The sequence below is a fragment of the Pseudomonas sp. QD4 genome, from assembly GCF_049199125.1.
In the GTDB taxonomy this organism is placed as follows: Bacteria; Pseudomonadota; Gammaproteobacteria; order Pseudomonadales; family Pseudomonadaceae; genus Aquipseudomonas.
Genome location: NZ_JBLZOM010000004.1, coordinates 1 through 12,922 on the forward strand (window position 1 = coordinate 1; position 12,922 = coordinate 12,922).

Here is a 12,922-nt window from a genome sequence, read left to right on the forward strand (position 1 = left end):
GGTCTTGGCCGATATTGACCTGCTCGTTGTTGCCTACGGTTTCCTTGCGGTCGTGACCGATAGAAACAGTTTCGTCGTGCTCGACCTGCTCGCTGCGGTCGTGACCGACGAAGGTGGTTTCGTCGTGGTTGATATGGATGTTCTGGTCTTTCTGCGCGTGGACGTAGATTTCCTCCTGATCCTTTTCGTCCTCGAAACGCAGTTCGTTGAAGCCTTCGCCCTTGTGGGTTTTGCTTTTGAGGGTCATCCGGGTCTTGTGCCGGGGCAGTTCGTAGGGCGGCAGTTGCAGGCGGTTATAAGTGCGGCCGGTGATGATCGGTTGATCTGGATCGCCGTCGTAATGCGAGACGATGACTTCCTGACCGATGCGCGGGATCGCCATATGGCCCCAGGTCGCACCCGAAATGTTCTGCGAAACGCGGATCCAGCAGGAGCTGTATTCGTCCTCTTTCCCTTCTCGATCCCAGGGGAATTGCACCTTCACTCGGCCGTATTCGTCGGTAAATATCTCCTCATTTTTGGGGCCGACCACCGTGGCATTTTGCGGGCCGTCGATACGGGGTTTGGACAGCGGCTCTGCGCGCCATTCGGCATCGTCCGGCACCAGTTCGGCCTGGTAGCTGTAATGGGTGCCCAGCTGCGCCTCGGCACTTTCTTCAGCCTGGCTGGTGTGCTGTTTGCCATGGTGAACGATGCTCACCGGGCGCCAGCCACGGTTCAGGCCTTCCCGTGGGTGGCCCGCGAGAGTGAAGGAAATGCCCGGTTGCAGGCGCGGATCATCGCCCTCCACCAGGGCCATGCGCGCATCGCGCCGATGACCACGTAGGCGGTTTTCAGCGAAGGGTTTTCCGGCCTCGTCAAACTTGGCTCGGGCGGGATAATCGTAGCGTTCGTACTGGCGACCCTGGTGGTCCAGATCGACGCCATCGCGGCTGTGCTGATGGCCATAGCGCGGATGGTGAAAGGTGTAGTCACGCTGGGTCTGGCGCGCCGTGCGCACGTTTTCGCTATAAGCAAAGCGGCGTAGAGCCGGTTGTGGCTGATCACCGCCGGGTATGGGGTTGTAATGCACCGGCTGATCACCCACCCGGCCGTGGATAAAAAGACGGTCGCTGTGGACCAGTTGATGGCCTTCGGCGCTGTGGCGGAAGGAATAAAAGAACCCTTCCTCACGCATGATGCGTTCGACGAAGTGGTAGTCGGTGTCGCCGGCCTGTACGCAGTATTCGCGGGTTTGGTGTTCGGTGGTGAGACGTTGCTCGTAGTCTTGAGTCAGACCGTGAGCCTTGAGCACCGCCTCGGTAATCTGCGGAACAGTCAGCGTCTGGAAAATGCGCCAGTCCGAGCTGAGCTTCAACCGTGCCAAGCGCGGCTCGACCACCGCCGAATAGCGCGTACGCCTGAAGCCGCTGTCGTGCTGCACGAAGGAGGAAACAGCGCCATGCACATAGCGCACGGGCGTCTCACCGTGCCAGAGGGTCAGCAGCGCCGATCGATCCAGCACCTGCCCGAAGTCGATGGCGGGATTGGCACTACTCAGTTCGACAGCCAGATGAAAGGTCTCGGACAGCGCTTCATGCAAGGTGAACTCAACAACGTCAAAAGACTCGTCGCCAATACTGAAGGTAAAGCGCAGATCGGCTTGGCTGGCCATGCATAACTCCCTGTGACTGAGTTCCTGATCTCTAAAGCCCTGGGCCTGTACCGGCCGGCAGGGCTGTCGCCTGACTGCGGGAATCTAGAGTGGGGAGCGAGCGTGGGGCTATAAGGTGAGTCTGAAACTCACCCAGGACTTGACCAAGCACGTAGATGATAAGCATTATCATCAACTGCAAAAAATGGATCAGGCCCCGCTGTGAGTCAATCGCGCTTCAACAATGTCTTCCTCACTCAACGAATTTCTCTGCTGCGCACGCTGGAGCGGATGGTCGATAACCACAGCACCGCCGAGGACCTGCTGCAGGAAACCTACCTTCGTGTGACCCGGGCCCTCAATGAACGGGCCATCGATCACCTCGAACCCTTTGTGTTCCAGACCGCGCGCAACCTGGCTCTGGACCACTTGCGCGCGCGCCGCATCCAGGGCAGGACCCTGCTCGAAGACGTGCCGATGGAAGTGGTGGAGAACGTCGCCGCCCCCACCAGCAGCGCAGAGGATGCGGCCCATGCCGAACAACTGCTTGAGCGCCTGAACCTCAGCCTCAATCAGCTCAGCCCGCGCCAGCAGCGGATTTTTATCCTCAGCCGCCTGCACGGTCACAGTTATCAGGAGATCGCCGAAGAACTGCGGGTGTCCCTGAGCACAGTGCAAAAGGAATTGAAACTGATCATGGCCATCTGCATCGGCGTCGCCGAACGCCTGGACTCACAGTGAGTCTTAGAACCTGTTCACGATCCAGCGAGCGATGCTCAGCCACTTGTTAATGCCCCATGAACCAAGCACAGCGGATCGTGAACAGGTTCCGAGCTGATGATCGGAACGACTGCGTCAGCCCCGGGGGTTTGCTAACCTTGCCCGGCTTTCGCTCTCTCTTGAAAAAACAGCTGTGCACAGACACAGCCGAGGAACACCCGTGACGGATACTCACCGCGCCGAGCCGCCTACCCCCTCGGGCGCCTCTCCACAGGAGCTGGCCATGGATCAGGCGCTGGACTGGCTGATCGTGCTGGACCATCCCAGTGCCGAGCAAACCCGACAATTCCAGCAATGGCTGACGGCCTCCGCGCTCAATGCCCAGGCCTTCGAGAAAGCCCAGGCGATCTGGAACGGCCCGCACGTGGCGCAATCCGCCGTCGCCCTCGACAGCGCCCCGCCCAAGGTGTCACGCCTGGCCCGCCTGCGACCCCATTGGAAACCCCTGGCCACGGCCGCGGTACTGGTGCTCGGGCTGTTCAGCTTCAGCAATCTGCCCCTGCGCCTGCAGGCCGACCACCTGACCCAGGTCGGCGAACGTCAGCGCCTGCAACTGGAAGACGGCTCCAAGGTGCTGCTCAATACCAACTCGGCGTTTTCCAGCGACATCGACGATCAGCAGCGCGTGGCCCGGCTGTATCAGGGCGAAGCTTATTTCGAGATCCCGGCCAACCGCGGCCTGCCCCTGGAGCTGGAGGCCGGCCCGGTCCGGGCCAGCGTGCGCGATACCACCTTTGCCGTGCGCTATCTGGACGGCATTGCCCAGGTCCAAGTGCAGCGCGGCGCTATCGACTTGCGGGCGACCCATGCCGACCAGCGCATTCGCCTGTCCGCCGGGGAAAGCGTGCGCGTCGGCCCCCAGGGCTTCGAACCCCCGGCCAAACTCGATGCAGACAAGGAGCTGGCCTGGGTCCAAGGTCGCCTGGTGTTCGAAAACTGCCCGATGAGCCAGGTCCTGGCCGAACTGCGGCGCTATTACCCGGGCTGGATCGTCAACAACAACCCGCGCCTGACCGATGTGGCCGTGACCGGCAATTACCGCCTCGATCAGCCCCTGAATGTGGTGCGATCCCTGGCCCACATCACCTCGGCGCGGCTCTCGGAATTCCCGGCGCTGGTGATCATCAACTGAGAATAATTATTTTTACTCGATAGCCTTGGGTCGTACGTCTCGTTATAGCCAATGCAATTGATTCGCATTTTAAATGCTGATCTGCACCTATAAGATTCGTGCGACCCGGAGCGCTTTCGATGTCCTCTCGCCTCAACAGCCGATCCCCTGTTCCCTCTGCCCGCCTGCAAAGTTGCACCCTGTCGTTGCTGACCGCCGCGATCCTGCTGGCCGGCGCCCAGGCCACGCCCGCCATGGCCGCCACTGCCCCGGCGCAGTCCAGTTCGAGCATGGGCAATTATCATTTCGCCATTGCCCAGCAACCCCTGGTCTCGGCGCTCAATGCCTTTACCGCGGTCACCGGCTGGCAGGTGGGGCTGCCCGCAGAACTGGGCGCCGGCGTCGCCTCCCCTGGTGTGCGCGGCTCGCTGCCGCCGGAAAAAGCCCTGGACCGGCTGCTGGCAGGCACCAACCTGAACTATCGCAAACTGGGGAACAACACCATCGTCCTGGAAAAGCGCAGCGGCGCCGACGTGGTCAACCTGCAGCAGATGACCATCAGTGCGACCCGCCAGGAACAGGACGTCAGTTCGGTGCCGAGCACGGTGACGGTGCAGGACCGCACCCAGCTCGACCGGCAGAACGTGAATAACATCAAGGAGCTGACGCGCTACGAACCCGGCGTATCGGTCGGTGGTGCAGGCAAGCGCGGTGGCGGCATCAGCGGCTACAACATCCGCGGCATCGACGGCGACCGGATCCTGACCCAGGTGGATGGGGTCGAAGTGCCCAGCAGCTTCTTCAACGGCCCCTACGCCGAAACCCAGCGCAACTACGTCGACCCGGAAATCATCAAGCGCGTGGAAATCCTGCGCGGCCCGGCCTCGGCGCTCTACGGCAGCAATGCCATCGGCGGCGCGGTGAGCTATTTCACCCTCGCCCCGGACGACATCATCAAACCCGGCCAGGACCTGGGCGCACGCCTGAAAACCGGCTACAGCTCCGCCGACAACAGCTGGCTGACCTCCGGCACCTTCGCCGGGCGCAGCGGTGAGTTCGACGGTTTGCTGCACCTGAGCCAGCGCAACGGCCGTGAAACCGAGTCCTACGGCAGCACCGGCGGCACCGGCCTGAAACGCACCGAAGCCAACCCGGAAACCGTGCGCACCACCAACGTGCTGGCCAAGCTGGGCTGGAATTACAACGACGATTCGCGCCTGGGCCTGACCTACGAAAAGTACAAGGACGACCGTGACAGCAATCAGCGCAGCGTGGTCGGCGGCTTGTTCTTCAACGGCATGGGCAGCAACCTGTATCGCGCCCGAACCGCCAACGACACCGTCACCCGCGAGCGTTTCGGCCTGGAGCACAGCTTTGCCCTCGACAGCCTGCTGGTGGACAAGATCAAGTGGAGCCTGAACTACCAGATCGCCAAGACCGACCAGCATGCCGATGAGATCTACCAATCCGGGCGCCGCGTGGCCCGCACCCGCGACACCCTTTACCAGGAAAAACAGTGGGTCTTCGACGCCCAGCTGGACAAGGCGTTCAACATTGCCGATACCGAGCACCTGCTGACCTACGGCACCAATATCAAGCAACAGAAAGTCACCGGTTACCGCTCCGGCACCGCCGTCTGCCTCAACGTGGCCACCAACTGCCCGGTCATCGGCGGGCCGAGCCTGATGCCGGCGGACAGCCTGGTCAAATCCAGTGACTTCCCGGACCCGACCATCAACACCTACGGCGTGTTCGTCCAGGACCAGATTCGCTGGAACGACTGGACCTTCCTGCCGAGCCTGCGCTACGACTACACCCAGCTCAAACCCCACGTGACCGATCAGTTCATCAATACCATCGTCGCTGCCGGCGGCAGTGCCAGCGAAATCGACGCCAAGGAAAAAACCTGGCATCGCCTGTCGCCCAAGTTCGGCCTGACCTACGCCCTGACCGAGCAGTACACCTGGTACGGCCAGTACGCCGAAGGCTTCCGCACACCGACCGCCAAGGCCTTGTACGGGCGCTTCGAAAACCCGGGCCTCGGCTACTCGGTCACGCCGAACCCGAACCTGAAGCCGGAGAAAAGCCAGAGCTGGGAAACCGGCCTGCGCGGCAACTTCGAGCACGGCAACTTCGATGTGGCGGTGTTCTATAACAAGTACCGCGACTTCATCAACGAAGACGCCATTGCTCCGGGCTACAACCAGGTCAAGTTCCTCAGCGCCAACATCAAGCACGCCACCATCAAGGGCGCGGAAGTCAAAGGCCGCCTGAACCTGGACGTCCTGGGCGCTCCCCAGGGGCTCTACACCCAGGGCTCGGTGGCATACGCCTACGGGCGCAACGCCGACAACGGCGAGCCGCTCAACAGCGTCAACCCGCTCAAGGGCGTGTTTGGTCTGGGCTACGACCAGGACAACTACGGCACCCTGCTCAGTTGGACCCTGGTCAAACGCAAGGATCGGGTGGATGACAACGCATTCAAGGCGCCGGACGGCCTGACCAGCAGCAGCCAGTTCAAGACCCCGGGCTTCGGCATTCTCGACCTGACCGGCTTCTACAAGGTCAACGACGACGTCACCGTCAACGCCGGCCTGTACAACCTGACCGACAAGAAATACTGGAACTGGGACGACGTACGCGGCTACGACGGGGTCGGCGAAGCCGGCATGCTCAACCCCGCCAACCTCGACCGCCTGACCGCTCCCGGGCGCAACGTCTCGGTCAATCTGGTGTGGGATATCTGATCCATCCAGCGCCTCGCTGCCCTTTTTTTTCATGGGCAGTGAGGTTTTTTTACTGTGTCGCGTCTTCTTGTTCGTCTAGTCACTTAAGTGCATCTCATTCTCAAGGACATCTTCATGACCGCCCAGGATTCTACCCAGCCTCATCACCTGCGCTCGCAACGCCTGAACCAGATCACCCACGAGCCGCACACCAAGCTCGACACCCTGGTCAAGGCCCACGCGCCGTTTGAAACCCAGGGCAACTTCGCCCGCTTCGTGGTTGCGCAGTACCTGTTCCAGTCGGAACTGGTGGACCTGTACAACGATGCCGAACTGAACAAAATCGTCCCTGACCTCGCGGCCCGCTGCCGCGCCGAAGCGGCCAAGGCCGACCTGGCCGACCTCGACACCGAAGTCCCGGCACCGGTAGCCGGCGCGGTGAGCAACCCGAGCCAGGCCGAAGCCCTGGGCTGGATCTTCGTTTCCGAAGGCTCCAAGCTCGGCGCCGCGTTCCTGATCAAGCGCGCCGTAGGCCTGGGCCTGAGCGAAACCTTCGGTGCTCGCCACCTGGGCGAACCGGCCGGCGGCCGTGCCGAAGGCTGGAAGAGCTTCGTCAAGACCCTCGACGGCCTGACGTTCAGCGCCGAAGAAGAAGCCGCGGCGGAAAAAGGCGCCCTGGATGCCTTCAACCGCTTCACCGTGCTGCTCGAACAGGCTTACGCCAGCGCCCCGGAACTGGCCTGACGCAACCTGGGCAGGCCAGGCCCGACAAGGGCTGGCTTGCCCCTTTCAGCGACTTGGGTACCTGGCTTGAGCCGCCGCCAGCTTGCCGGCGATGGCTTTTTTCAGAAAACCGACCCAGGATTAAGCCTCTGCTCGTCACTCACCAGCGAACCCATGACCCGCTCCCCCCGACCCGCCTCGAAGCTCTCGCGCCTGCTCTTCGGCCTGCTGGCCTACACCAGCCTGGCCATCGGCCTGATCGCCATCGTCGTGCCTGGCCTGCCGACCACCGAATTCATCCTGCTGGCCGCCTGGGCCGCCACCAAAAGCTCGCCACGCCTCAGCGCCTGGCTGGAAAACCATCGCCTGTTCGGCCCCATCCTCAGTAACTGGCGCAACGGCAAGATCGTCAGCCGCCGGGCCAAGGTCAGCGCCACCCTGAGCATGCTGCTGTGCGCCGGACTGATGCTGGCCCTGCTCAATCATCACTGGACCATGTACCTGGCCATCGGCGGCATGAGCCTGGGCAACCTGTGGATCTGGTCGCGGCCAGAGGCCTTGCCTCAGATTTCCTAGCCGAAGATGACCGCTCGTCGGCTGCGTCTCACGCAAATGCCGCGCAAGCCGATGTTCCGGGCATAGCGCTGAATGGACTTGGCGCCATGAGTCATCCGACTCAAGGCTCATCACCTGTCCCTTCGCGAGATCGCCCCATGCTCGACTCTCTCTCCATCCGCCTGAAAATCGTGCTGTTGTCCGGACTGTGCCTGCTGGGCGTGGTCGGGTTGATCGTTGGCATGAACCTCTACCAGACCAACCAGAACAATCAGTTGGTCAGCACCTCCAGCACCCGGATGCTCACGGGCAGCGTGCAGAACCTGTTGCAATCCAGAGCGGGCGAACAGGCGGTCAGGCTGCAACGGAGTTTCGGCGACAGCCTGCTGGCAGTGACCGCCCTGGCCGACCAGGTCAAGGATCTGCGGGCCATGGCCGGCAAACGCGCCCTCGAAGCCTCGGCGCTGCGTGAAGAACTGAACCAGAGCCTGAAGACCGCATTCGAGCGCAATGCCAAGGTGCTGGGCATCTGGCTGGCCTTCGAGCCCGACGCCCTCGACGGCAAGGACAGCGAGTTCGCCAATGACCTGGCCCGGGGCTCCAACGAGCACGGGCGCTTCGCCAGCTACTGGAGCCGCGCCGGCGGCACCGGGCTGAACACGGTGATGACCAACGAAGACCTGAGCAAAACCACCCTCAGCCTCAGCGGTACGCCCTACAACAGCTGGTACACCTGCCCACGCGACGGCAAGCGCACCTGCCTGCTGGACCCCTACGCCGATACCGTCGGCGGCAAGTTGATGCTGATGACCACCATTTCCCTGCCGTTGATCATCGACGGCAAGGTGCTGGGGGTGATCGGCGTCGACATCGCCCTGGACTCCCTGCAAGCCGCTGCCGCTGACGCCCAGCGTGAACTGTTCAACGGTGCCGGGCATATGCTGATCGTCTCCGGCAGCGGGGTCCTGGCCGCCTACAGCTCGGACGCGAGCAAAGTCGGCAAGAACATCGGCGACACCCTCGGCGCCGACGGCAAGGACGTGCTCCAACTGCTAAACGGCAACAGCCCGCAAACCCTGCAACAGGGCGACCTGATCCGCAGCGTGTACCCGGTGAGCCCGATTGCCGACGCCAAGCCCTGGGGCGTGGCCATCGACTTGCCACAGCAGGTGCTGCTGGCCGACTCGATAAAACTCCAGGCCGTGCTCGATGACGCCCAGGCCAGCGGTACCCTCAAGGCCCTGCTGGTGGCCACCGGCGCCGGCCTGCTGGGCCTGTTGCTGATCTGGCTCAGCGCCTCGGGCGTGACCCGGCCGATCAACAGCGTGGCGCAGATGCTCAAGGCTATCGCCAGCGGCGACGGTGACCTGACCCAACGCCTGCACTACAGCAAACAGGACGAGTTGGGCGAACTGGTGAACTGGTTCAACCGTTTCCTCGACAAGCTGCAGCCGACCATCGCCCAGATCAAGCAGAGCATCACCGACGCCCGTGGCACCGCCGATCAGTCTTCGGCCATCGCCCGCCAGACCAGCGAAGGCATGCAGGTGCAGTTCCGTGAAATCGACCAGGTGGCCACCGCCTCCAACGAAATGAGCGCCACCGCCCACGACGTTGCCAACAGCGCTTCCAACGCAGCCAACGCGGCACGCGGCGCCGACCAGTCGGCCCGGGAAGGCATGACCATCATCGAGCGCAGCACCCGTGATATCAGCACCCTGGCCGAGGAAGTGAGCAAGGCGGTGACCGAGGTCGAAGCCCTGGCGGTCAACAGCGAACAGATCGGCTCGGTGCTGGAAGTGATCCGCAGCATTGCCGAGCAGACCAACCTGCTGGCCCTCAACGCCGCCATCGAAGCCGCCCGCGCCGGGGAAAGCGGACGCGGGTTCGCGGTGGTCGCCGACGAGGTGCGCAACCTGGCCAAACGCACCCAGGACTCGGTGGAAGAAATCCGCCAGGTGATCGAACGCATCCAGAACGGCACCCGTGGCGTGGTGGCGACCATGCACTCGAGCCAGACCCAGGCCCACAACAACGCCGGCCAGATCCAGCAGGCCGTGCAGGCCCTGGGCAAGATCAGCGATGCAGTGACGGTCATCAGCGACATGAACCTGCAGATCGCCAGCGCCGCCGAACAGCAAAGCGCCGTGGCCGAAGAGGTCAACCGCAATGTCTCGGCGATTCGCAGCGTGACCGAAACCCTGACCGAGCAGGCCACTGAGTCGGCGAAGGTCAGCAGCCAGTTGAACGCGCTGGCGACACACCAGATGAAATTGATGGATCAGTTCCGGGTGTAACCGCCCCAGGCACTACCGACCGCTGTTGGTCATGAGGGAACCGCCGGCTCTGCCAGCGGGTTCTCGACAGCCGCAGCGGTTTCGGGGTGCAATGCCCCTCCTGCTCTGGAGGGCCTGCCATGACCGACATTCTCACGTCCATTCAAGCTGCGCTGGGGCTCTCCCAGTCGTCCATCGACTTCAGCGAAACCGGGGCCCTGCCCTCGGCCTTTGCCGTGACCGATCTGGCCAGCGCCAGTATCGCCAGCGCCGGCCAGGCCGTGGCCGAGTTGCTACATCGGCAGACCGGGCGCCTGCCGGCGCTGCGGGTCGACCGACGCCTGGCGTCGTTCTGGTTCGCCACGTCACTGCGCCCGATCGGCTGGAACATGCCACCGCTGTGGGACCCGGTTGCCGGAGATTACCCGACCCAGGACGGCTGGATCCGCCTGCACACCAATGCGCCCCATCACCGGGCGGCTGCCGAACAGGTGCTGGGCCGGGTCAGCGAGCGCAGCGCCATGGCGGCCAAAGTGGCGCAGTGGGGCAAAACCGAACTGGAACAGGCGGTGGTCGACGCTGGCGGTTGTGCGGCGCAGATGCGCAGCTGGGCGCAATGGCAGGCCCATCCCCAGGGGCAGGCGGTACAGACCGAGCCCTTGGTGGCGGTGATTGAAAATCCGCCGACCGCGCTCGGAACCTGGTCGGGAAGCCCGGCCCAGCCGCTGGCCGGGATCAAGGTATTGGACCTGACCCGGGTGCTGGCCGGGCCGATCGCCAGCCGCTTTCTCGCCGGGCTGGGGGCCGATGTGCTGCGTATCGACCCGCCGCACTGGAATGAGCCCGGAGTGGTCCCGGAGGTCACCCTGGGCAAGCGTTGCGCACGCCTGGATCTGCATGACCCGGCCGACCGCAGCACCTTCGAAAGCCTGCTCGGGGAGGCCGATATCCTGCTCCACGGTTACCGCGCCGACGCCCTGGAACGCCTCGGTTATGGCGTGGCGCAACGCCAGACCCTGGCCCCGGGGCTGATCGATGTCTGTCTCAACGCCTACGGCTGGAGCGGCCCCTGGCAGAACCGCCGGGGTTTCGACAGCCTGGTACAGATGAGCTGCGGGATTGCCGACGCCGGCATGATCTGGAAGCACGCCGACCAGCCCGTGCCCCTGCCAGTCCAGGCCCTGGACCACGCCACCGGCTACCTGATGGCCGCCAGGGCGATTCGCGCCCTGGACCAGCGCCTGCAGACCGGCGCCGGCAGCAGTTCGCGCCTGTCCCTGGCCCGTACCGCGCAGTTACTGCTGGAGCACAGCGCAGGCCCCTGCGAGCAGCCGCTACGCGCGGAAACAGCCGAGGACCAGGGCTTATTGGTGGAACAGACTCCCTGGGGCCCGGCCCATCGCCTACAAGTGCCGTTGCATATCAGCGGCTCGCCGTTGCAGTGGGCCCTCCCGGCCAGCGAGCTGGGGTCCCATCGGGCCAAATGGTGATGGCCGGCCCAAAGGCAGCCAGGGCGCTGGGCGGAGGGTGATTCAAAGCCTTAGCAGGCCGCTGTACAGGCCGTAGGCCGCCAGTGCCGCGCCCATGATCACGGCGGCGAAGATCAGCTTCTCGAAGCGGGTGAACAGCGGTTCGCCCTGCTCCCGTTTGGCCTGGGCGAACAGCACCACCCCCGGCGCATAGAGCAACGCCGACAGCAGCAGGTACTTCAGGCCGCCGGCATACAGCAGCCAGATCGCGTAGGTCAGGGCGATGGCGCCGATGAACAGGTCCTTCATGCGCTGCGCCGAGGCCTGCTCGTAGGTTTCACCGCGGCCGCTGAGCAGCACCGCATAGGCCGCCGACCACAGGTACGGCACCAGGATCATCGACGAGGCGAGGTAGATCAGGCTGGTGTAGGTACCGGCGGAGACCAGCGTGATCACCAGGAAAATCTGGATCATGCAGTTGGTCAGCCACAGCGCATTGACCGGAACGTGGTTGGCGTTTTCCTTTTTCAGGAAGGCCGGCATGGTCCGGTCGCGGGCAGTGGCGTAAAGGATCTCCGCGCACAACAAGGCCCAGGACAGCAACGCGCCCAACAGCGAGACCGCCAGGCCGATGCTGATCAGCAACGCGCCCCAGGGCCCGACGATATGCTCCAGTACCGCCGCCAGGGACGGGTTCTGCAACTGGGCCAGTTCCGGCTGGGTCATGATCCCCAGGGACAGCACATTGACCAGCACCAGCAACGCCAGCACCCCGAGAAAACCGATCACCGTGGCCCGACCGACATCGGAGCGTTTCTGCGCCTTGGCCGAGTAGACACTGGCGCCCTCGATGCCGATGAACACGAACACCGTGACCAGCATCATGCTGCGCACCTGATCCATCACGCTGCCGAAATTCGGGTTGCTGCGGCCCCAGATATCGCGAGTGAACACGTCGGCCTTGAACGCCACGGCGGCGATCACGATAAACATCAGGATCGGCAGGATCTTGGCCACGGTGGTCAGTTGATTGATGAACGCCGCCTCCTTGATCCCGCGCAGCACCAAAAAGTGCACCGCCCACAGCAGCACCGAGGCACAGCCAATGGCAACGGGGGTGTTGCCCTGGCCGAACACCGGGAAGAAGTAGCCCAGGGTGCTGAACAGCAGCACGAAGTAGCCGACGTTGCCCATCCAGGCACTGATCCAGTAGCCCCAGGCCGAAGAGAAGCCCATGTAATCGCCAAACCCGGCCTTGGCATAGGCGTAGACCCCGGAATCCAGCTCCGGCTTGCGATTGGCCAGGGTCTGGAAGACGAAGGCCAGGGTCAGCATGCCGACGGCGGTGATCGCCCAGCCGATCAGGATCGCACCGGCATCGGCACGCGCCGCCATGTTCTGCGGCAACGAGAAAATCCCGCCGCCGATCATCGACCCCACCACCAGGGCAATAAGCGCACCGAGTCGAAGCTTTTGCGCCGGTTGTGCCATCCCTACCTCTGCATTCATGAGTCCATCCGGCGTCAACGCTACACGCAATTAAATAACTTCTACAGATTTACGTATTACTCAGTAAGTCAATTAACCATCGCTTTTTCTATAAATGGCATCACAACTCGTGGAACGCGCTGAATAACCGGCGCTTTTAT

Annotated in this window: 8 protein-coding genes and 2 pseudogenes; 8 read left to right on the top strand and 2 right to left on the bottom strand. The window is 63.2% G+C overall.

Annotated elements, in window-relative coordinates:
• Window positions 1-1,654 (bottom strand): type VI secretion system Vgr family protein (locus ACOZJV_RS22975; protein WP_421548592.1); only part of this gene is annotated, 1,654 nt, incomplete at its 3' end.
• 201 nt (window positions 1,655-1,855) lie between these two features.
• Between ACOZJV_RS22975 and ACOZJV_RS22980 the strand changes: the two genes are divergently transcribed.
• The 8 genes and pseudogenes from ACOZJV_RS22980 to ACOZJV_RS23015 all read left to right on the top strand — a co-directional run bounded on the left by ACOZJV_RS22980 (window position 1,856) and on the right by ACOZJV_RS23015 (window position 11,294).
• Window positions 1,856-2,374: an RNA polymerase sigma factor gene (locus ACOZJV_RS22980; RefSeq protein ID WP_020297291.1), complete on the top strand. Its 519-nt coding sequence runs from the start codon at window positions 1,856-1,858 to the stop codon at window positions 2,372-2,374.
• Window positions 2,375-2,573: 199 nt separating this feature from the next.
• Window positions 2,574-3,545, top strand: coding sequence for a FecR family protein (locus ACOZJV_RS22985; protein WP_421548593.1), 972 nt, complete (start codon window positions 2,574-2,576; stop codon window positions 3,543-3,545).
• A gap of 119 nt (window positions 3,546-3,664) precedes the next feature.
• The gene (locus ACOZJV_RS22990) at window positions 3,665-6,271 is read left to right on the top strand and encodes a TonB-dependent receptor (protein WP_421548594.1); all 2,607 of its coding nucleotides are present in this window, start codon (window positions 3,665-3,667) and stop codon (window positions 6,269-6,271) included.
• A 114-nt stretch (window positions 6,272-6,385) separates the two neighbouring features.
• Window positions 6,386-6,994 carry a biliverdin-producing heme oxygenase gene (locus ACOZJV_RS22995; RefSeq protein ID WP_078471837.1) on the top strand — a complete coding sequence of 203 codons (609 nt, stop codon included), beginning with the start codon at window positions 6,386-6,388 and terminating at the stop codon, window positions 6,992-6,994.
• A gap of 153 nt (window positions 6,995-7,147) precedes the next feature.
• Entirely contained in the window at window positions 7,148-7,549 is a 402-nt protein-coding gene (locus tag ACOZJV_RS23000) for a YbaN family protein (RefSeq protein ID WP_078471838.1), read from the top strand.
• Between the two features lie 410 nt (window positions 7,550-7,959).
• Window positions 7,960-8,919, top strand: a pseudogene (locus tag ACOZJV_RS23005) (chemotaxis protein); the annotation flags it as partial.
• A 387-nt stretch (window positions 8,920-9,306) separates the two neighbouring features.
• Window positions 9,307-9,825, top strand: a pseudogene (locus ACOZJV_RS23010) (methyl-accepting chemotaxis protein); the annotation flags it as partial.
• A gap of 119 nt (window positions 9,826-9,944) precedes the next feature.
• The gene (locus ACOZJV_RS23015) at window positions 9,945-11,294 is read left to right on the top strand and encodes a CoA transferase (RefSeq protein WP_421548595.1); all 1,350 of its coding nucleotides are present in this window, start codon (window positions 9,945-9,947) and stop codon (window positions 11,292-11,294) included.
• Between the two features lie 42 nt (window positions 11,295-11,336).
• Here the strand turns inward: ACOZJV_RS23015 and arcD are convergent, their stop codons facing one another.
• Entirely contained in the window at window positions 11,337-12,764 is a 1,428-nt protein-coding gene (gene arcD, locus ACOZJV_RS23020; protein ID WP_421548800.1) for an arginine-ornithine antiporter, read from the bottom strand.
• Between the last annotated feature and the right edge of the window lie 158 nt (window positions 12,765-12,922).